This window comes from Streptomyces sp. NPDC033180 (genome assembly GCF_055577645.1).
In genome coordinates this window covers 217,609-237,403 of record NZ_JBVIPU010000014.1, presented here as the reverse complement: position 1 = coordinate 237,403, position 19,795 = coordinate 217,609, and the positions used below count along the sequence as shown (strand labels likewise).

Sequence of the window (19,795 nt, the reverse complement as noted above, 5' to 3'; positions counted from 1 at the left end):
AACGGAGAAGCAGGCCTACTCGACGTCGCCTTCGCCGCCCTGGACTGCATACCCGGCATGAAGGGACTGACCAGCCTCCGCGGCCTCGCCAAGGGGCTCAAGGGCATGAGGATGGGTCTCAAGGGCGGTCTCAAGGCCATGGGGCGGCAGATGAAGAAGCTCTTCACCTGTGGCGACCCGGTCGACATGGCTACCGGAGAGATGGTGATGGCCGCGACCGACATCGAGCTCCCCGGCGAACTTCCGCTCGTCTTCCAGCGCAGTCACCGCAGCAGCATCCGCAGTGGTCGTTTCATGGGCCCAAGCTGGACCTCCACCCTCGACCAACGGCTGTCACTCGACGAGACGGGAGTGCAGTTCGCCACGGACGACGGGATGATCCTGCACTATCCCGTACCCGTGGCCGGAGCCGGTGCCGAGCCACCCCTCGAAGGGCCCAACTGGCCCCTCAGCTGGGACGGGGCCCCTGGTGGCGAGCTCACTGTGCACCAGCCGGAGACCGGCACGACACTGCGCTTCCGGCCGTTGCCGGGTCAGCCGCCGACCGCCCTGCCCCTCGCCGGGATCAGCGACCGCAACGGCAACACGATCACCTTCACGTACGACGCCTGGGGCCTGCCCCAGGAGATCGCCCATCACGCCGGCTACCGCATCGCGGTGACCTGTGCGAACGGCCGTGTCGCCACGCTCACCCTGGCCAGTCACCCGGACCGACCCACGCTGATGCGCTACGGATACGACGAGCGTGGCGACCTCGTGGAGATCTACACGTCATCGGAGCGACCGCAGCGGCTGTCCTACGACGACGCTCACCGCATCGCCGGGTGGGAGGACCGCAACGGCACCTGGTATCGCTACGAGTACGACGCCTCAGGGCGGTGCACCGCGACGTACGGCATGGAGGGAATCCTCAACTACGCCTTCTCCTATAACGAAAGGGCCGACCGGACACGGACGACGACTGCCGTCGACTCTCTCGGTCACACGACGGTCTACCGGTTCAACGACGCCTGTCAGCTCATCGCCGAGACGAACCCGCTCGGCAACACCTCGGTCATGGAGTGGGACCGTCGTGACCAACTGCTTTCCGCTACCGATGCTTTGGGCCACACCACGCGCATGGAGTGGGACGCGTCCGGCAACCGGACAGCCGTCCACCTGCCGGACGGCACCCGCACGTCCGCCCGCTACAACTCCCTGAACGTGCCCGTGGAGGAGACAGCCCAGGACGGTGCGGTCTGGCGGCAGGAATACGACGATCGGGGCAACTGCGTCTCGGTCACCGCGCCCGACGGGGCCACCACCCTGTTCACGCACGACGAGACGGGCGCCGTGACCTCGGTGACCGACGCGACCGGCGCCGCACAGCGATTCGTCAACAACGCGGCAGGACTGCCGGTTTCGGAAACGGATCCGCTCGGCGCGGTCACGTACGTCACCTACGATCCGTTCGGCCGAATAGCCGAAGCCACCGACCCGATGGGCGCCACCACGACGCTGGCGTGGACCGTCGAAGGCCATCTCGCACGCAGGACGGACCCGGACGGCGCCACCGAGTCGTGGACGTACGACGACGAGGACAACCGGCTCAGTCACACCGACGCGGTGGGCCGCGTCACCCACTTCTCGTACGCCCCCTTCGGTCTGCTCGCCTCGCGCACCACCGCGGACGGCGTGCGCCACGAGTTCACGCACGACACCGAACTGCGGCTCACCAGGGTCACCAACCCCCACGGCCTCACCTGGGAGTACGAGTTCGACGCCGCGGGCAGGCTCGCCTCGGAGACCGACTTCGACGGACGTACGCTCACGTACACCTATGACGCTGTCGGCCGGCTGACGAGCCGGACCAACCCACTCGGGCAGGTCATCGCCCTGACGTACGACAGCGTGGGCTCACCCCTTTCGAAGACCGTCGACGGCAGAACGACCACCTACTCCAACGACGCCGCGGGCCGGCTCCTGATGGCCGCGGGCCCGGACGCGACGCTCACCTACCGGTACGACCGGAGCGGGCGCATCACGGGCGAGGCCGTCGACGAGCGCGTACTGCGCATCGCCTACGACGCGGCGGGCCGCCCTTCGGAGCGCACCACACCGTCGGGTGTCACCACGGCGTACACCTACGACGCGGTCGGCAACCGCACCACGCTCACTGCGTCGGGCCGCACCTTCTCCTCCTCGTACGACGCCCTCGGCCGCGAGACCTCACGGCGGCTCGGCGCCGACGGGCCCAGGATCGGGCGCACCTGGGACTCAGGCGACCGGGTCACCAAGCAGGTCCTGACGGCACCGGGCGCCGCACGACCGCTGAAGGCGCAGTCCTTCACCTACCGGCCCGACGGCAATCTGACCGTCCTCGAGGATCAGAACACCGGCCGTCGCACCTTCGACCTGGCCACGAGCGGTCATGTCACGGGGGTGCACGCCGCCGACTGGACGGAGTCCTACGCCTACGACGCCGCCGGCAACCAGACACGGGCCTCCTGGCCCGACCGGATGCCGGACGAGGAGGCACGCGGCGAGCGCTCCTACAGCGGCAACCGCGTGACCGGCGCGGGCTCCGTGCACTACGAGTACGACGCGGCGGGACGTGTGGTTCTGCGCCGCAAGACGCGGCTGTCCCGCAAGGCGGACGTCTGGCGCTACGGCTGGGACGCCGAGGACCGCCTCACCTCCGTGGTCACACCGGACGGGTCGGTCTGGCGCTACCTCTACGACGCGGTGGGGCGTCGCACGGCGAAGCAACGGCTGGCCCCGGGGGACACCGTCGGGTCGCATCCGCGTGCGGCGGACCTGGAAGTCGTCGAGGAGGTGCTCTTCACCTGGGAGGGGCCGCACCTCGTCGAGCAGACCACGACCTCCATCGGCGCCGCGGGGCCCGAAGCGGTCACGCTCACCTGGGACCGCGACGGCGTACGCCCGGTGTCGCAGACGGAACGCCGGGTATCGGCCGATGCCCCGCAGGAGGTCATCGATGAACGCTTCTTCGCGATCGTCACCGATCTCGTCGGCACGCCCACGGAACTCGTCTCCGAATCAGGTGACATCGCCTGGCACGGCGATGCCACGCTGTGGGGCATCACCGCTTGGAGTGACCAGGCGGCCGCCTACACACCGCTCCGCTTTCCCGGACAGTATTTCGACCCCGAGAGCCAGCTCCACTACAACTATTTCCGGCACTACGACCCCGCGACCGCGCTCTACATCAGCCCCGACCCGCTCGGAATGGACGCCGGACCCAACCCCCGGGCTTATGTGCTCAATCCGCTGGGTTGGATAGACTATTTGGGCCTTCTGACCTGCCGGCAGAACGCACGGCGGCTGCGCAGGAACATGCGACGGGAGGGTCGCGGCCCGGCGCGTGGTGAGGCAGCGGCTCACCTCGTGCCATCGGGTGGTACATACGGCCACTGGGCACCTGGCGTCCGAAGCCGGGCCCTTCTGGACAGATACGGAGTGAATGTCAATGACGCAGCCAACGGCATCCCGCTCGGGCATCCCAGCCCGCACAATTACACGCACCGCGGGCCTTTCCTCAACCGTCTCAACGACCGTCTCCACGCGGTGGAGGCGGATCGTCTCGCCCGCGGATTCGGCGACCGAGCGATTCGTACGGAACTTCGTCGCGAACTCCGGAGCATCGGCCGGGAGGTCTCGTCGGAACTTTCGACCGGGCAACCTGGTCCCGGCGCTTCCTGGACGGCGCCGTGATGCCTGAGAACGATTCGAACGCCGAAAAGCCGCTTTCCGTATACCGGCTGATGCCCCGCATGACAGCCGTGCGGAATCTCCAGTACGACCGCTCGCTCGTCGGCCTGATCCGATGGCAGATCAACGGATCCGTTCCCGCGGACGCGCCGACTTCGATCAGCGGTGAATGGATCGGGGATCCGCAGGAGCGGGCATCCGAATTCCCCTCCGGCACTCCCGGCGCCCCGGCGCTCAGCAAACGTGTCGCGGATCAATGGCTGGACGAACTGCTCAGGGCGGGACGGCTGCTGCCCGTCACCATCGTGAGCGCGGACCCCAGGGCATCCGATCCGGGCGAGTACGTGCTCTACCTCGTCGAGAGCATCGTCGACTGTGTGGACCTGCGGAGGTCGTCGAAACCGAAGAAGACGACGGGCGAGTTCAAACAGGCGGTCTTCCTGCCGGATGCCGTGCCTCGTGACCTGCCCGCGTTCCGTCTGCCCCAGTTCCCGGGCGGCGTCCACTGGAACGGCTGGGCCGTGGACCGCCTGACCGAGCTCCTCGGTGAGCGCGCCGCCGACGTCGAGGCCCGCCTGGTGTGGTCCGAGGACCCGGCGCTCACCCCCCACCCCAACCCGTGGGGCTTCTGACGCTCTTCGGATCGAAGCCGAAGGGCAGTTCGAGCCGGTGCGCGCCCATCAGGGTCTCGTCCGCGAGGAGTTCGCCCGTGGGCCCGTCCGCGGCGATCACGCCCTCGCTCAGGATCAGGGCCCGGGGGCACAGTTCGAGGGCGTACGGCAGGTCGTGCGTGACCATCAGGACCGTCACGTCCAACGAGCGCAGGATGTCGGCCAGTTCGCGGCGTGAGGCCGGGTCCAGGTTCGATGACGGTTCGTCCAGGACCAGGATCTCCGGCTCCATCGCGAGGACCGTCGCCACCGCGACCCGCCTGCGCTGGCCGAAGGAGAGGTGGTGCGGCGGGCGGTCCGCGAACTCTGCCATCCCCACCTGGGAGAGGGCCTTGTGGACCCTGGCCTCCAGCTCGGGGCCGCGCATCCCCGCCGCCGCCGGGCCGAACGCCACGTCCTCGCGCACCGTCGGCATGAACAGCTGGTCGTCCGGGTCCTGGAAGACGATGCCGACCCGGCGCCTGATCTCCGCCATGTGCTTCTTGCCGACGGGAAGGCCGGCGACGGTGACCGTGCCCGCGCCGCCCGTCAGGATGCCGTTCAGGTGCAGGACGAGCGTCGTCTTGCCCGCGCCGTTCGGGCCGAGCAGCGCGACCCGCTCGCCGCGGTCGATTCTCATGTCGACGCCGAAGAGCGCCTGGTGCCCGTCGGGGTAGGCGAAGGCGAGGCCGGAGACCTCCAGGGAGGAGGGAGCAGCGGCAGTCATAGGGTCCATCCCAGCAGGCAGACGACAAGAGCGGTGCCCGGCAGGGCGAAGGCGTACGTCCACTGTGCACGCGAGGCCGTGACCTCGTCGATCACCGGCATCGAGCCCGCGTAACCCCGGCTGACCATCGCCAGGTGTACCCGCTCGCCCCTCTCGTACGAGCGGATGAAGAGCGCTCCGGCGGACTTCGCGAGGACGCCCCACTGCTGCACGCCCCGCGCCTCGAAACCGCGGGACTCGCGTGCGATCTTCATGCGGCGCATCTCGTCCGTGATCACGTCGCCGTAGCGGATCATGAACGAGGCGATCTGGACGAGCAGCGGCGGCAGTTTCAGGCGCTGCAACCCGAGGAGCAGCGCGCGCAGTTCGGTGGTCGATGCGAGCAGGACCGATGCCGCGACGCCGAGCGTGCCCTTGGCCAGGACGTTCCAGGCGCCCCAGAGGCCGTTCACGCTCAGGGACACGCCGAGTACGTCGACCCGCTCGCCCTCCGCCACGAACGGCATGAGCACCGCGAACGCCACGAACGGCACCTCGATGAGCAGTCGCTTCAGGAGGAAGGGGAGCGGGACACGGGAGGCGTAGGCCACCGCGCCGAGCAGCACCGCGTAGCCGCCGAACGCCCACATCGCCTCGCGGGGCGTGGAGACCACCACGACCACGAAGCAGAAGACCGCCGCCAGTTTGGTGTGCGGAGGCAGGGCGTGGACGGGTGAGTGACCGGGGCGGTAGAGCCGGTGGGCGTGGCCCGCGCCCATGTCAGGAGTTCTCGGATACGGAGGCCGTCGACGCCGGGTCCGTGTCCGTCGAACGGCGGCGCCGCAGCGCCCAGAAGACCGCCGAGCCCGCGACGACGGTGACGCCGACGCCGATCACGCCCGCGAGGCCGCCGGAGAGGCGGGTGTCGGTGATGTCCTTGACGCCGTAGTCCGCGAGGGGGGAGTCGGAGGTGGCGTGCTCCTCGGCCTTCTTGTCGATGCCCTTGTCGGCGGCGACCTTCTCCAGGCCGTCGGGGTTCGCGGAGGCGTAGAAGCTGACGAAGCCGGCGAGGACGAGGGAGGTGACCAGGCCGGCGATCCATACCTTGCGGTGCGAGCGGGCGGCGGCGACGGGGGCGGGCTCCTCGACCGTCTCCGGGGCGTCTACCAGCTCGCCGCCGACGCGGAGCTTCAGCTTCTGGGTCAGGCCTCGGGCGCCGTGGACCAGGTCGGGGCGGACCGCGATGACGGCGCCGACGGTGAGCGCGGTGATCGCCGCCTCGCCGATGCCGATGAGGACGTGCACGCCGACCATGGCGGTGGCGACCTTGCCGATGGAGACGTCGGTCGTGCCGCCGAGCGCGTAGAGGAACGTGAAGGCGATCGCGGCGGCCGGCACGGAGATCAGCGCGGCGACGAAGGACGACGCGGTGATGGAGCGGCGGGTGCGCGGGAGCACCTTCACCAGGCCGCGGAAGGTGAGATAGGCCACGACGGTCGTGACGATGGCCATGTCCGTGATGTTCACGCCGAGCGCGGTCAGGCCGCCGTCGGCGAAGAGGACGCCCTGCATGAGGAGTACGACGGACACGCACAGGACACCCGTATAGGGGCCGACGAGTATCGCGGCGAGGGCCCCGCCGAGGAGATGTCCGCTGGTCCCGGCCGCGACCGGGAAGTTCAGCATCTGCACGGCGAAGATGAAGGCGGCGACGAGGCCGGCGAGCGGTGCCGTCCGTTCGTCCAGTTCGCGTCGTGCGCCTCGGAGGCTGATCGCGACCGCTCCGGCGGCGATGATCCCGGTGGCGGCGGAGACGGGTGCGTTGATGAATCCGTCGGGGACATGCATGCGCGCGCTCCTGGGCAGGACAGGAAGAAGAAGGCAGAGCGGATCGCTCGTGAACCGTTCAATGATAGTGCTTTATTGCGAATGGGTTGCAAGAGCGGTGCCTACCCAGCGCCTACCCAGTTATCCCGGTCACACCTGGAGCAGGAATCGGAATATATGGGACATTAGAGGGCAGAAAGCACGTGATGGTGAGGAGTTCGGCGATGTCCGCAGTAGAGCAGTTCGCACGCGCCCACGTCGTCACGGACTCCCCCGAAGACCAGCTCACCGTCCCCGCCGTCCTGCGGTACGACCCGGAGGCCGACCCGCAGTCGGTGCGGATCGGCCTCCCCGGTGCCAAAGAGGGTTCCCTCGAGTGGACCTTCGCGAGGCAACTGCTCGAACAGGGCCTGCGGGCCCCGACCACCAGCGGCGACGTACACATCTGGCCCTGTGGGCGGGTCCAGGCGGTCATGGAGTTCCACTCGGCGCAGGGGGTGGCGGTCGTGCAGTTCGACGCTTCGGCGCTGATCCGCTTCCTGCGCCGCACGTACGCGACCACCCCCGTGGCCCACTGACCCCGGTCAGACGCGCTCGAGCTCCCGGTCCTCGTCCGAACCCCGCGTGCCCGAGGCTTCGAGGTCCCGCAGCCCCTCCCCCTCGACATCAACATTCGGCAACGCCCGATCCAGCCACCCCGGCAGCCACCACGCCTTCCTGCCCAGCAACGCGAGCACCGCAGGGACCAGCGCCATCCGCACGATGAACGCGTCGAAGAACACCGCGATCGCGAGCCCGAAGCCGATCATCTTCACCATCTGCTCGCTGGAGCCTATGAAGCCTGCGAAGACCGCCATCATGATGACCGCCGCCGCCGAGACCACGCGTGCCCCGTGCCGGAAGCCGGTCACGATCGCCTGGCCCGGGCGCTCCCCGTGGACGTACGCCTCTCGCATGCGCGTCACGAGGAACACCTCGTAGTCCATCGCGAGGCCGAAGACGACGCCCACCATGAAGATCGGCATCATCGACATGATCGGGCCCGTCTGCTCCACGCCGAAGAGCGAACCGAGCCAGCCCCACTGGAAGACCGCGACGACCGCGCCCAGGGCCGCGAGGACCGAGAGCAGGAAGCCGAGGGCCGCCTTGAGCGGGACCAGGACGGAGCGGAAGACGACGATCAGGAGGAGGAAGGCGAGGCCGACGACCAGGGCCAGGTAGGGCAGCAGGGCGTCGTTCAGCTTCTCGGAGACGTCGATGTTCATGGCCGTCGTGCCGGTGACCATGACGCTCGCACCGGTGTCGGACCTGATCTCGCCGCCCGCGTCGCGGATCGCGTGCACGAGGTTCTCGGTCTCGATGCCGCTGGGCTTGGAGGACGGGACGACGCTGATGATCGCCGTGTCGCCGGCCTTGTTGATCATCGGCGGAGCGACCGAGAGGACGTCGTCGAGTCCGGAGATCGTCTTGGTGATCTCGCCTGCGGCGGCCTTCGGGTCGTCGCTTCCCTTGAGGTCGGCGACCGTCATCAGCGGGCCGTTGAATCCGGGGCCGAATCCGTCGGAGACCAGGTCGTACGCCTTGCGCTGGGTCGTGGACGTCGGCTGCGAGCCGTCGTCCGGGAGGCCCAGTTCGAGGGAGGAGACCGGCAGCGCTGCGGCGCCCAGGCCGATGACACCGACCAGCAGCACGGTCAACGGGCGGCGCACGACGAAGCGGGCCCAGCGTGTGCCGAGGTTGTCCTTCGGCTCGGCGTCCGCCGCGGCTTCGGCCTTCTTACGGCCGCCGCCAAGGACCTTGCTCTTCTCGCCCGTCGGCTTGACCTTCCTGCCCGCGTAACCGAGCAGCGCAGGAATCAGGGTGAGCGCGATGAGCACCGCGATGACCACCGTGCCGGCCGCCGCGAAGCCCATCTTGGTGAGCATCGGAATGTTCACCACGGCGAGGCCGACCAGCGCGATGACCACCGTGAGCCCGGCGAAGACCACGGCCGAACCGGCGGTCCCGACAGCACGGCCCGCCGCCTCCTCGCGGTCCCGCCCGTCGGCGAGTTCACCGCGGTAGCGGGAGACGATGAAGAGCGCGTAGTCGATGCCGACCGCGAGGCCGATCATCATCGCGAGCGTGGAGGTCGTCGTCCCCAGGTCGAGCGCGCTGGCGAGCGCGGTGATCGAGGAGACCCCGATGCCCACGCCGATCAGCGCGGTCAGCAGGGGAAGACCCGCCGCGATCAGCGAGCCGAAGGTGATGACGAGGACGACGGCGGCGACCGCGATGCCGATGATCTCGGTGGCCCCGGTCTCGGGCATCGCCTGCAACGCGTCACCGCCGACCTCGACCGTCAGCCCGGACTCCCGCGCCTGGTCGGTCGTCTTCTCAAGGGCGTCACGGCTCTCGTCGTTCAGCTCCATCGAGGTGACCTTGTACGAGACCGACGCGTACGCCGTGGAGCCGTCCTTGCTGACCGTCTTGGTCTTGAAGGGGCTGTCCGCCCGCGCGACCTCGTCCGAACCGGACTTGAGCGCGGCGACGGTCTTCTCGATCTCGGACTTGTTGGCCGCGTCCGTGACCTTCTCGCCGTCCGGCGCCTTGAAGACGACACGGGCGCTCGCACCGTCCGCGCTGGCTTCGGGTGCGCGCTCTTCGAGCAGGTCGAAGGCCTTCTGGGCCTCCGTGCCCGGAATGGAGAACGAGCTGGAGGCGGCGGTGGGCGCGGACGCGGCGCCGACGCCGGCGAGCGTCAGGAGCGCCACCCATATCAGGGCGACGAAGTGCCGTCGCCTGAAGGCGAGTCGGCCGAGTTTGTAGAGGAAAGTGGCCACGAGGGCGTACTCCCGGTCAGGTCGTGGGGTCTACAGGGCAGGGGGGATCAGCCCGACGACGTGAGCGGTCGCGTCAGGTGCAGGGGGTGAACTTGTGAGGGAGTCGGGTCAGACGCCGAGAGCGGGGAGGATCACGGCGTCGACGTAGGAACGGAGGAACGCACGGTCGACCGTGCGGTCCTCGATCAGGTCACGGGCGACGAAGCCGCCGACCATCATGTGGATGACGAAGCCCAACGCAGGGTTGTCCGGGGCCACTTCACCCCGCTCCACGGCCCTGCGCAGCAGTGCGTTCAGGCCGGTGATCTCCGGCTCGATGAGCAACTGCCGCAGCGCCTGGTGGAGTTCGGGGTTCCCGTGAATGACGTGGAACAGGCTCCGCATCAGCGCGGCGTCCCGCTCCATCTGACAGTCGTCCGAACGGTTCGCCATCTCCAGCAGATCGCCGCGCAGGGACCCGGTGTCGATGTCCTCGATGGACACCGGCTTGTTGTGCCGCAGCGCCCTGGCGATCAGCTCGGGCTTGCTCCCCCACTGGCGGTAGAGGGTGGCCTTGCTGGATTTCGTGCGGGCCGCGATGGCGTCCATCGTGAGCGCCTCGTACCCCACTTCGCGGAGCAGGTCGAGCACGGCCGCGTAGAGCTCGGCCTCGCGCTCGGGTGTGATCCGACTGCGCCGCGCCGTTGCCGCCTCAGCCATGATCCCTCCGCTCCTCGAAACTGTGTCGTACGCCATGACTGTACCCGCGAGCTTAACGAAACGAAACCGTTTCGTACGTGTGCTGAGTCACCTGTCGCATGCCCGTTCCCCTCCTTTTCTCCCTGATATGAGCCTTTTCCCCCTGATACGAGTTGCCGGGCCCCCCGCCCCGGAAAAGCATGGTGAAGTGACCGACGCGCGCGATGAAGCCCATGCTGACCACGCCTACCTGCGATTTCCGCACCTCAGCGGCGACCGCCTCTGTTTCGCGGCCGAGGACGATCTCTGGGTGGCCCCGCTGAGCCCGGACGGAGCCCCCGCGGGCCGGGCCTGGCGGGTGACCGTCGACCGGACCAAGGTGAGCCATCCGCGCTTCTCGCCGGACGGCCGCCACATCGCGTACACGACGTGGCGCAGTCTCGACCCGGAGATCCATCTCGCCCCGGTGGACGGCGGCCCGGCCCGGCGCCTCACCTACTGGGGGAGTACGGACACCCGGGTCTGCGGCTGGTCACCCGACGGCGACATCCTGGCCGTCTCCTCGCACGGCCAGCCCTTCTCGTACTTCTGCTGGGCCTACAGCGTGCCGACCGACGGATCACCCGGCGGCACGCTGCCCTGGGGGCCGGTGTACGACATCGCGGTCAACGACATCGACGGCGAGCGCAAGACGCTCCTGCTGACCGGAAAGCCGCCGCACGAGCCCGCCGCCTGGAAGCGCTACCGCGGCGGCGCCACGGGCCGCCTGTGGGTGCACGGGGAGCAGATCCTGCCCGACCTCGACGGGCATCTGGACGCCCCGATGTTCGTGGACGGAAGGATCGCCTTCCTCTCCGACCACGAGGGCGTCGGCAACCTCTACTCCTGTCTGCCGGACGGCTCCGACCTGCGACGGCACACCGACCACGACGCGTTCTACGCCCGGCACGCCTCCAGTGACGGGGCGCGCGTCGTCTACCAGTGCGCGGGCGACGTCTGGCTGGTGGACGACCTGTCCGCCGACTCGGTGCCCCGCCGCCTCGACGTGCGCCTCGGCGGGCCGCGCGCCGGACGGCGGATCTACCAGGTGCCGGCCGCGCAGCACATCGACTCGCTCTCCGTGGACGCGACGGGCCGGGCCAGCGCCGTCGTCGTACGCGGCAGCCTGTACTGGCTCACGCACCGGGACGGGCCCGCCCGCACCATCACGGACACACCGGGCGTGCGGGTCCGGCTCCCGGAGATGCTCGGCAAGGGCGGGCAGGTCGCCTACGTCACCGACGCGGAGGGCGAGGACGCCGTCGAGATCGCCTATCTGCCGCGGGCCAGCGGCGACCGCGCGCCGCGCAGGCTGGCGCAGGGGCAGCTGGGCCGGGTCCTGGAGCTGCTCTCCGACCCCGAGGGCGAACGGCTCGCGATCGCCTCGAACGACGGGCGGCTCCTGCTCGTCGACGCCACCGAGGAGGGCGAAGGCGAGGTGACGGAGCTGATCCGGTCCGTCAACGGTCCCGTGCGTGACCTGGCGTTCTCGCCGGACGGTTCGTGGCTGACGTGGTCCCACCCCGGCATCGGGCGGTCCCTGCGCCACATCAAGATGGCCCGCATCGAGGGTCCTGGGCACCGCATCATCGTCGACGTCACCAACGGCCGCTTCGAGGACGAGAACCCGGTCTTCACCAGCGACGGCCGCTATCTCGCCTTCCTCTCCTGGCGCGGCTTCGACCCGGTCTACGACGTGCACACCGGCGACCTGTCCTTCCCGCTCGGCTGCCGCCCCTACCTCGTTCCCCTGTCGTCGGCGACCCCATCCCCCTTCGCGCTCTCCCCCGACGGCCGCCCGGCCGCGGGCGGCCTCGACCCGGCCGACGGCCTCTCGCCCGCCGGGTCCGCCATCGTCGAGGTGGAGGGCCTGGAGAGCAGGGTGACCCCGTTCCCGGTCTCGGCGTCCAAGTACTCGGCCCTCCACCCCGTCAGCGGCGGCGGCCTCGTCTGGATGCGCTGGCCGATCTCGGGCGCGCTCGGCGAGACGTTCGCCAACCCGGCGGACACCTCCGGGCGGCCCACCCTGGAGTACTTCAACATCACCAAGGGCAAGAAGTCCGAACTGGTCGACCACCTGGACCAGTTCGCACTCAGCGGTGACGGCTCGCGGCTCGTGGTGGTCGACGACGGCGACCTGCGCGCGGTGCCGTCGACGGAGTCCGGCGACAGCGACACGACCACCTGGATCGACCTGCGCCGCATCCTGCACGAGGTCGACCCCGCGGCCGAGTGGCGCCAGTCGTTCGACGAGGCGGGCCGCCTCATCCGCGCCTACTTCTGGGAGCCGCACATGTGCGGCATCGACTGGCCCGCGATCCTGGACCAGTACCGGCCGCTGGTGGAACGGGTCGCCTCCCCCGACGAGTTCGCGGACCTGCTCCGCGAGGTCCTGGGCGAACTGGGCACCTCGCACGCGTACGTCTCCCCAGCGCGCCGCAACGAAGGTCCGCCGCACTACCAGCGGGCGATGGGCCTGCTCGGCGCCAACCTCGTCTGCCGGGACGGCAGTTGGCTGGTCAAGCGCATCCTCCCCGGCGACTCGTCCGACTCCAAGGCGCGCTCACCGCTGGCGGGCGCGGGCATCCGTGAGGGCGCGATCCTCACCCACATCGACGGCCGCCCGGTGGACCCGGTGACGGGCCCCTTCCCGCTGCTCGCCGCCGCGGGCGGTACGACGGTGGAGCTGACGTTCCAGCCGGCGGAGCGGGAGGGCAGGTCGAGGAGGGTGGCGATCGTCCCGCTCATCAACGAACGCCCCCTGCGCTACCAGGACTGGGTGGCCAAACGGCGTGAGGTCGTACGGGAGTTGAGCGGGGGCAAGTGCGGCTACCTGCACATCCCCGACATGGGAGGGTCCGGCTGGGCGCAGTTCAACCGCGACCTGCGGCTCGAGGTCTCCCTGCCCGCCCTGCTCGTGGACGTACGCGGCAACGCCGGCGGGCACATCAGCGAGCTGGTGGTCGAGAAGCTGACGCGCAAGATCCTGGGCTGGGACCTGACACGGAACGCCCAGCCGGTGTCGTACGCGTCGAACGCGCCCCGGGGCCCGGTGGTGGCCCTCGCCGACGAGGCGACGTCCTCGGACGGCGACATGATCACGGCGGCCTTCAAGCTGCTCGGCCTCGGCCCCGTGGTGGGCCAGCGCACGTGGGGCGGCGTGGTGGGGATGACCGGGCGGCACGTCCTCGGCGACGGGACGGTCATCACGGTGCCGATGAACGCGGGATGGTTCGACGCGTACGGCTGGTCCGTGGAGAACCATGGCGTGTCCCCGGACCTGGAGGTGCTCCGCACGCCCCTTGACTGGGCCGAGGGGCGGCACGCCCAGCTCGACGACGCGGTCCAGGTGGCGCTGGACCTCCTGGAACAACAGCCGGCGGCGGAACCGCCGGGCCTCGATGACGTCCCGGACCGCCATCGACCGAAGCTGCCGCCGCGGGGGTAGACGGGGGGGGTGGCCGAGCCTCGTCGAGGCTCGCAACCACCCGTAATTGATCGAAATGCGAGGTTCGCGCCCTCATGTAAGTCTGGTCGAGGCCCTTCCAACCTCACCCTCTAGGAGTGAACCCGCATGGGTATCAAGGACCAGTTCCAGGACAAGGCCAACGACCTCGCCGGCAAGGCGAAGGGCGCCATGGGCAGCGAGAAGGACGAGGCGAGCGAGCGCGCCTCGCAGGCCCGTGACGACGCGCAGGAGCGCGGCCAGCAGGCCCAGGAGAAGTCGCGGGAGCGTTCCGCGAAGTCCCCGGACGAGGCGCAGCGGGCGGCGCAGGAGCAGCAGGACAAGTTCAACCAGGACTACGACGCCTGACGCTGCGCTGAGCTTTGACCAGTGGGGCCCCTGGGACGCCGGGGGCCCCACCGCTGTGGCACCCCGGGGGCAGGCGCCCGCCCCCGCAGGACCCGCCCCACCGCCAGGTGGGAACTACCCCCCGGTACGGGCCTGTTCGTCGGCGGAGCCGCCCGCTCCTACCAGGCCCGTGGAGACCGACCCCAGCCGCGGCTCGAACCTCCGCATCTCACGCTGCCCGACCGAGCCGATGACCCCGGGCAAGTACCCCCGGATACCCTGCATCCCCCGCAGCCACCACTGCGCGTAGACGTGACTCGACCGCCGCTCGATCCCGGCGACGATCCGGTCGACGGCCGGACCCAGCGGGTACGTCTTGTTGGACGGCCACGGCAGGCGCTGCCGCAACTCCCGCATGACGTCGTCCTGGTCCGCGCCCCGCACCATGTCCGTGTCCGTCCAGGACAGGTAACCGACGCCCACCTTCACCCCCTTGTAGCCGACCTCGGCCCGCAGACAGTGCGCGTACGCCTCGACGCCCGACTTCGACGCGCAGTACGCCGTCATCATCGGCGCCGGCGTGATCGCCGCGAGAGAGGCGATCTGCAGCAGATACCCCCGGCTCTCCATCAGGACCGGCAGGAACGCCCGCCCCGTCACCGCGCTGCCGATGAGGTTGACCTCGATCACCCGGCGCCACGCGTCGGGGTCGGACTCGACGAAAGGACCGCCGTTGGCGACGCCCGCGTTGGCCACGACGATGTCGACCTTGCCGAACCGCTCCTTGACCTCCTGAGCGACCCGCGCCATCGCCGCGTGGTCCGTGACATCCGCGTGCCAGGCCTCGGCCTCGGTGTGCAGCCGCCCCGCCACCTGCTTCAACTCATCCGGCTCCAGGCCGACGAGCGCGATCTTCGCACCCCGCGCCGACAGCTTGCGCGCGAGCAACTCCCCCACGCCCCGCGCCGCCCCGGTGACGACCGCGACCTGACCCTCAAGGCTGACCTTGCTCATGCGCTGCTCCCTTCGAGCCCCTGGACCTGCTGCTCGCCGACCCGTACGTACCTCTTCACGAGGTCCTTGATCCCGTCCGATATCGCTTCCGGCGCCTCGACGGGCGTCATGTGGCCGATCCCCGGCAGCTCGGTGAGACCGAGGGAGTCCGGCAGCATCGCGGCAAGGCGCCGTGCGCCCGCGACGGGCGTCATCCGGTCGGCGGTGCCCGCGATGATCGCGGTCGGCACCATCAACTCCAGTACCCCCGCGTCCAGTTCGAGCTCATCGAGCACGTGCGACCAGCGGTAGCGCACCACCCTCGGACACCCGTGCACGATCCGCGCGCACACCTCGACCCGCTCCGGGGGCGAACCGGGGCCCATCGTGGCGTACTTGAGGATCTTGCGAGCCATCGGCGTCACAGGACCCAGCGGCGCCTTCGCACCGAGGACCGACCGCGTGAGCCGGGTCCGCACCCGTCCTGCCCGCATCGGCACCACGAGCGACTCGGCGACGAGCCGCGAACTCCCCGTGCTGCACAGCACAACCGCAGCCGCGTGCTCCCGGAACCCGGGCCGCGTACTCGCGGCCATGATCGTCATGCCGCCCATGGAGTGCCCGGCGAGCACCGCCCGCTCCCCCGGCGCGAGGGTCGCCGCGAGCACGGCTTCGAGGTCGTCGGCGAGGGCAGTCGTGCTGTACCCCTGCGCCCCCGCCGGCGCGGCACTGCGCCCGTGCCCCCGCTGGTCGTACGCGATCACCCGGTGGTCGACCGCCAGGTCACGTATCTGCGCCGCCCAGAAGGCGGTCGAGCACGTCCACCCGTGCGCGAGCACCACCGCGGGCGCACCCTCGCGGCCGTGCACCTCGGCGTGCAACCGCGCGCCGTCCGCCGACACGACGGTCAGCTCCCGGGCCGCCGGAGGCGGCGCGAAAGGGCCGCTCGTCACATGCGTCAGCCTGCTCATGCCCCTGCCTCGACCTTCTTCGCCCCACGGGATTTCGGCGACACCGCCTGCGCAGTCACCTTCGGCGGCCGCACCACCTCGTACTCGGCGAGATCGACCCGCCGCGTGGCATTGCGGAACTCGGTCGTCGTACCCGGCCAGATCGTCGTGTTCACGCCGTTCTCGTCGAGGTACCAGCTGTTGCAGCCGCCGGTGTTCCACACGGTGCGCTTCATGCGCTCCTGCACCTTGTCGTTCCAGGCGTGCACGGCGCTCGTCCGCACGGCGAGCGCGGCCCGGCCACCGAGAACGTCCAACTGCCGTACGTAGTCGGCGAGATAGTTGAGCTGGGACTCGATCATCAGGATCATCGAGGAGTTGCCAAGACCGGTGTTCGGGCCGATGACCGTCATGAAGTTCGGGAAGCCGGCGGCAGTAGCGCCGCGCAGGGACTTCATCCCGTCCTTCCAGGACTCCATCAGCGTCCCGCCGTCGGCGCCCACCACACGGTCGGCGATCGGCATGTCCGTCACATGGAATCCCGTACCGAAGATGATCGCGTCGACCTCGGTCTCGGTGCCGTCGGCTGCGACGACGGTGTTGCCGCGCACCTCGCTGAGCCCGCTGGCGACGACGTCGACATTGGGCTGCGCGAGCGCCGGGTAATAGGTGTTGGAGAGCAGGATCCGCTTGCAGCCGATGCGGTACGAGGGTGTCAGCTTGGCCCGCAGCGCCGGATCCTTGATGGCGCGGGCGATGTTCCGCTTGGCCAGCTGCTCGACCGCGCCGAGCTCGTTCGGCCGCTTGGTGAACGCCTGGACCTGCAACTCCCGTATGCCCCAGAGGATTCCGCGCCGGGCGTGCGTGGTGAACGGCAGCTGGCGGTGCAGCCAGCGCTCGGCCTTGCTGATGGCGCGGTCCATGCGCGGCATCACCCAGGGCGGGGTGCGCTGGAAGAGGGTCAGTTTGCCGACCTCGCGCTGGATGGCGGGCACGATCTGGATGGCGGAGGCGCCGGTGCCGATCATCGCGACGCGCTTGCCGCGCAGGTCGTAGTCGTGGTCCCAGCGCGCGGAGTGGAAGACCTTGCCCTCGAAGGTGTCCAGGCCGGGGATGTCAGGGAGCTTGGGGTCGGAGAGCGGCCCGGTGGCGGAGACGACGACGTCGGCGGTGAGAGTGCCGTTGCTGGTCTCCACCTCCCACCACAGCTTGTCCGCGTCCCAACGCATTTGCCGCACCTCGGTGTTGAGGCGGATGTGCGAACGGAGGCGGAAGGTGTCGGCGACCTGCTCCAGGTACTCCTGGATCTTCCCCTGACCCGAGAAGGTGCGCGGCCAGTCGGGGTTGGGCGCGAAGGAGAACGAGTACAGATGCGAGGGCACGTCGCACGCGCAGCCCGGATAGCTGTTGTCCCGCCAGGTACCGCCCACGGCGGCGGCCCGCTCCAGGACGACGAAGTCGGTGACGCCTTCGCGGCGCAGCCGGACCGCGGCCCCGAGCCCGCCGAACCCGGACCCGATCACCGCCACCCGCACATGCTCGCGTCGGCCCCCTTGCGCACCCCCCGGCTCGCGCCCCTGCTCGCGCTCTTGCTGGCGCTCGTCCTCGGCCATGCCGCCGCCTCCCGAACTGCTTCACGACTCTGCCAGTGACCACTGGCGCAATTGGGAGAGTAGAACAGCTGCGTACTGATGGGTAGGGGTTCGGCGTCCCGAGTTACCGCCGGTACCGGCGGCGCGGGTCACCGCCGGGAGAGGCAGTACGGCTTACCGCCGGTAGAGGCTGTACCGGTTACCGCCGGTGGAACACGCGCACGATCCGGCAGCACATAGGCTGCTGCCGTGGCAGAAACACGCGAGTACCGCATGGAGGAGCTGGCCAAGGTCGCCGGCATCACGGTGCGCACCGTGCGCTTCTACCGTGAGCGCGGCCTGATCCCGCCGCCCCGCCGCGCGGGCCGCATCGCCTGGTACGACGACCATCACCTGGCCAGGCTGCGGACGATCGCCGCACTCCTGGAGCGCGGCCACACCCTGAGCGGCATCGCGGAACTCGCGGAGGCCTTCGAGAACGGCCGCGACGTCGGCGAACTCCTGGGCATCGGCGAATCCACCGAGGAGACCCCGGTCCGCCTGACCCCCGAGGAACTGGCCGACCGCTTCGCGGGCGAGGTCACCCCCGAGAACCTCGCCGCCGCCCTGGACCTCGGCTATCTCGGCACGGACGGCGACGAGATCGTCCACGTGAGCCGCCGCCTCCTGGACGTCTCATCCGCCCTGGTCCGCGAGGGCATCCCCCTGGCCGCGGTCCTGGAGGCGGGCCAGCGCGTGCGCGAACACGCGGACGCGCTCGCGGAGTTGTTCATCACGACCATCCGCGCGCACACGCCCGCCGAAGCGGGCAACGTCAGCATCGACCGCCTGCGCCCGCTGGCGAAGAGCGTGGTGGAGGCGGAACTGTCGATGGCCCTGGACCGCCGCCTGGCTTCGGAGAAGCCGGCCGAGGACTGAGGTACCCCCACCCGCCCGCACCCGAGCAGGCTCCCCCTACCGCGGCAGGAACCACCGAGCCTTGTAGATCCCGCCCCCGACCAACTCGTACTGCCCCCGCGGCCGATGGACACTCACCTTCGTCGTCCACCAGGTCTCCTCAAGACCGCCCTCCGGCACGGTGGAGATGACCTGCCCCGTCCGCGGATCGTCACCGACGGCCTTGACCGACTTCCGGGAGATCTCCTTCGCCCCCGCGAAATCCCGCACAAAGGCCCGGTCACCGATGTCGTACTGGAAGACGGACGCGTTCGTCGTCACCCAGAGCCGCCCCGACCGCCCGGCCACGGGGAAGAGATCATGCCCGCCGGGAGTCTTGCCGGGCGTCCCGACCGGAAGCCCGACCGAGGACCGGCGCCTCAGCGTCGGCCGCGCCCGCGTCCCACCCACCTCGTACCTGACCAACTCGTCGTCACCGATGGCCCACAGCACCTCGCGCGCACCGTCCCAGTGCAGCCCGTGCGCACCCTTCAGCTCCACCTCGGCGTACCGCGACGCACCCGGCCCCTGCGACGCCGCGTACAGCCTGACCAGCGCACCCGTGCTGCACGCCACCGCGACATTTCCGTCCGGCAGGATCTCCGCGCTGTGCGGATTGAAGAGGTCGTCACCGGGGCCGATCGCCGCGCCCCAGTAGCGCTTGCCGGATGGGTAGTCGACGACGGCGACGAATCCGAAGGACGCGGTGGTCAGGACGAACGTACGCCCCTTGTGTCTGCGCACCTTCGACTCGCACGGATACACCCAGCTGTCCTCCGGCCGGAGGTCCTCATACCCCTCATGCCGCGTCGGCGAGAACGCCCACCGCACGACGGACGGTTCGTTCTCGGGGTCCCAGACCCTGCGCCGCGGATCGAGCACGAGGATCTGCTGGGTGGCCTGCTCGGTGAGGAGGACCGGCGGTGTGCCGCGGGGCACTCCCCCGGTGGCGCCCGCGGGGGACGCGGCGGCCATCGGCAGCCCCGCCCCGATCCCCGCACCCAGCGCCCCGAGCAGCACACCGCGACGTGACGGTCTCGACATACCGGACATGAAGTCTCCCCCACACGGCTGACAGTTGAGACATTGTCAGGTACG

The 19,795-nt window shown here is 69.9% G+C and carries 15 protein-coding genes; 6 read left to right on the top strand and 9 right to left on the bottom strand.

The genetic code is table 11. The features are described 5' to 3' along the window. Positions 1-3,714: DUF6531 domain-containing protein (locus ACZ5WE_RS31005; protein WP_469157304.1), on the top strand; the 3,714-nt coding region annotated here is incomplete at its 5' end. Continuing rightward, positions 3,714-4,343: a hypothetical protein gene (locus tag ACZ5WE_RS31000; protein WP_467689486.1), complete on the top strand. Its 630-nt coding sequence runs from the start codon at positions 3,714-3,716 to the stop codon at positions 4,341-4,343. The genes ACZ5WE_RS31005 and ACZ5WE_RS31000, both read left to right, overlap by 1 nt. Here the strand turns inward: ACZ5WE_RS31000 and ACZ5WE_RS30995 are convergent. From ACZ5WE_RS30995 to ACZ5WE_RS30985, 3 genes are read right to left on the bottom strand one after another with little or no spacing between them, the layout of a single operon-like run. After that, positions 4,312-5,097 carry an energy-coupling factor ABC transporter ATP-binding protein gene (locus ACZ5WE_RS30995; RefSeq protein WP_467689488.1) on the bottom strand — a complete coding sequence of 262 codons (786 nt, stop codon included), beginning with the start codon at positions 5,095-5,097 and terminating at the stop codon, positions 4,312-4,314. The genes ACZ5WE_RS31000 and ACZ5WE_RS30995 overlap by 32 nt on opposite strands. Beyond that, on the bottom strand, positions 5,085-5,846 hold the full coding sequence (cbiQ, locus tag ACZ5WE_RS30990) for a cobalt ECF transporter T component CbiQ (protein WP_467689490.1): 762 nt from the start codon (positions 5,844-5,846) through the stop codon (positions 5,085-5,087). The genes ACZ5WE_RS30995 and cbiQ overlap by 13 nt, the downstream gene beginning before the upstream one ends. A 1-nt stretch (position 5,847) precedes the next feature. Further along, positions 5,848-6,915, bottom strand: coding sequence for an energy-coupling factor ABC transporter permease (locus ACZ5WE_RS30985; RefSeq protein ID WP_467689492.1), 1,068 nt, complete (start codon positions 6,913-6,915; stop codon positions 5,848-5,850). Between the two features lie 203 nt (positions 6,916-7,118). Between ACZ5WE_RS30985 and ACZ5WE_RS30980 the strand changes: the two genes are divergently transcribed. Next, the gene (locus tag ACZ5WE_RS30980) at positions 7,119-7,472 is read left to right on the top strand and encodes an SsgA family sporulation/cell division regulator (RefSeq protein ID WP_467689494.1); all 354 of its coding nucleotides are present in this window, start codon (positions 7,119-7,121) and stop codon (positions 7,470-7,472) included. 6 nt (positions 7,473-7,478) lie between these two features. Here the strand turns inward: ACZ5WE_RS30980 and ACZ5WE_RS30975 are convergent, their stop codons facing one another. Together ACZ5WE_RS30975 and ACZ5WE_RS30970 are read right to left on the bottom strand one after the other, a co-directional pair. After that, a complete protein-coding gene (locus ACZ5WE_RS30975; RefSeq protein ID WP_467689496.1) occupies positions 7,479-9,716 on the bottom strand; it encodes an MMPL family transporter in 2,238 nt (745 codons plus the stop codon). A gap of 108 nt (positions 9,717-9,824) precedes the next feature. Continuing rightward, positions 9,825-10,415, bottom strand: a complete 591-nt coding sequence (locus ACZ5WE_RS30970) for a TetR/AcrR family transcriptional regulator (RefSeq protein WP_467689498.1) — start codon at positions 10,413-10,415, stop codon at positions 9,825-9,827. A gap of 187 nt (positions 10,416-10,602) precedes the next feature. Between ACZ5WE_RS30970 and ACZ5WE_RS30965 the strand changes: the two genes are divergently transcribed. Together ACZ5WE_RS30965 and ACZ5WE_RS30960 are read left to right on the top strand one after the other, a co-directional pair. Next, a complete protein-coding gene (locus tag ACZ5WE_RS30965) occupies positions 10,603-13,881 on the top strand; it encodes a S41 family peptidase (protein ID WP_467689500.1) in 3,279 nt (1,092 codons plus the stop codon). Between the two features lie 126 nt (positions 13,882-14,007). Further along, a complete protein-coding gene (locus ACZ5WE_RS30960; RefSeq protein ID WP_467689502.1) occupies positions 14,008-14,247 on the top strand; it encodes a hypothetical protein in 240 nt (79 codons plus the stop codon). A 114-nt stretch (positions 14,248-14,361) separates the two neighbouring features. Here ACZ5WE_RS30960 and ACZ5WE_RS30955 read toward each other — a convergent pair whose 3' ends face one another. Genes ACZ5WE_RS30955 through ACZ5WE_RS30945 form a run of 3 tightly spaced genes read right to left on the bottom strand, consistent with a single transcriptional unit; the run spans position 14,362 to position 17,782 of the window. After that, complete coding sequence (locus tag ACZ5WE_RS30955; protein ID WP_467689504.1) at positions 14,362-15,240, bottom strand: SDR family oxidoreductase; 879 nt, start codon at positions 15,238-15,240, stop codon at positions 14,362-14,364. Then, positions 15,237-16,190 carry an alpha/beta fold hydrolase gene (locus tag ACZ5WE_RS30950; RefSeq protein ID WP_467689506.1) on the bottom strand — a complete coding sequence of 318 codons (954 nt, stop codon included), beginning with the start codon at positions 16,188-16,190 and terminating at the stop codon, positions 15,237-15,239. Before ACZ5WE_RS30950 ends, ACZ5WE_RS30955 begins: the two co-directional genes overlap by 4 nt. Then, complete coding sequence (locus ACZ5WE_RS30945; protein WP_467689508.1) at positions 16,187-17,782, bottom strand: flavin-containing monooxygenase; 1,596 nt, start codon at positions 17,780-17,782, stop codon at positions 16,187-16,189. The genes ACZ5WE_RS30950 and ACZ5WE_RS30945 overlap by 4 nt, the downstream gene beginning before the upstream one ends. Before the next feature lie 252 nt (positions 17,783-18,034). Here ACZ5WE_RS30945 and ACZ5WE_RS30940 point away from each other — a divergent pair, with 252 nt between their 5' ends. Beyond that, positions 18,035-18,679 carry a MerR family transcriptional regulator gene (locus ACZ5WE_RS30940; RefSeq protein WP_467689814.1) on the top strand — a complete coding sequence of 215 codons (645 nt, stop codon included), beginning with the start codon at positions 18,035-18,037 and terminating at the stop codon, positions 18,677-18,679. 36 nt (positions 18,680-18,715) lie between these two features. Here the strand turns inward: ACZ5WE_RS30940 and ACZ5WE_RS30935 are convergent, their stop codons facing one another. Next, a complete protein-coding gene (locus ACZ5WE_RS30935; protein WP_467689510.1) occupies positions 18,716-19,750 on the bottom strand; it encodes a DUF6528 family protein in 1,035 nt (344 codons plus the stop codon). Positions 19,751-19,795: the final 45 nt, after the last annotated feature.

Bases quoted from the DNA above. Each gene is read 5' to 3' on its own strand.
- ACZ5WE_RS30970 (WP_467689498.1), bottom strand. From the start codon at position 10,415: ATGGCTGAGGCGGCAACGGCGCGGCGCAGTCGGATCACACCCGAGCGC.
- ACZ5WE_RS30940 (WP_467689814.1), top strand. From the start codon at position 18,035: ATGGAGGAGCTGGCCAAGGTCGCCGGCATCACGGTGCGCACCGTGCGC.
- ACZ5WE_RS30960 (WP_467689502.1), top strand. From the start codon at position 14,008: ATGGGTATCAAGGACCAGTTCCAGGACAAGGCCAACGACCTCGCCGGC.
- ACZ5WE_RS30945 (WP_467689508.1), bottom strand. From the start codon at position 17,782: ATGGCCGAGGACGAGCGCCAGCAAGAGCGCGAGCAGGGGCGCGAGCCG.
- ACZ5WE_RS30985 (WP_467689492.1), bottom strand. From the start codon at position 6,915: ATGCATGTCCCCGACGGATTCATCAACGCACCCGTCTCCGCCGCCACC.
- ACZ5WE_RS30995 (WP_467689488.1), bottom strand. From the start codon at position 5,097: ATGGACCCTATGACTGCCGCTGCTCCCTCCTCCCTGGAGGTCTCCGGC.
- cbiQ (WP_467689490.1), bottom strand. From the start codon at position 5,846: ATGGGCGCGGGCCACGCCCACCGGCTCTACCGCCCCGGTCACTCACCC.
- ACZ5WE_RS30935 (WP_467689510.1), bottom strand. From the start codon at position 19,750: ATGTCCGGTATGTCGAGACCGTCACGTCGCGGTGTGCTGCTCGGGGCG.
- ACZ5WE_RS30955 (WP_467689504.1), bottom strand. From the start codon at position 15,240: ATGAGCAAGGTCAGCCTTGAGGGTCAGGTCGCGGTCGTCACCGGGGCG.
- ACZ5WE_RS31000 (WP_467689486.1), top strand. From the start codon at position 3,714: ATGCCTGAGAACGATTCGAACGCCGAAAAGCCGCTTTCCGTATACCGG.
- ACZ5WE_RS30980 (WP_467689494.1), top strand. From the start codon at position 7,119: ATGTCCGCAGTAGAGCAGTTCGCACGCGCCCACGTCGTCACGGACTCC.
- ACZ5WE_RS30950 (WP_467689506.1), bottom strand. From the start codon at position 16,190: ATGAGCAGGCTGACGCATGTGACGAGCGGCCCTTTCGCGCCGCCTCCG.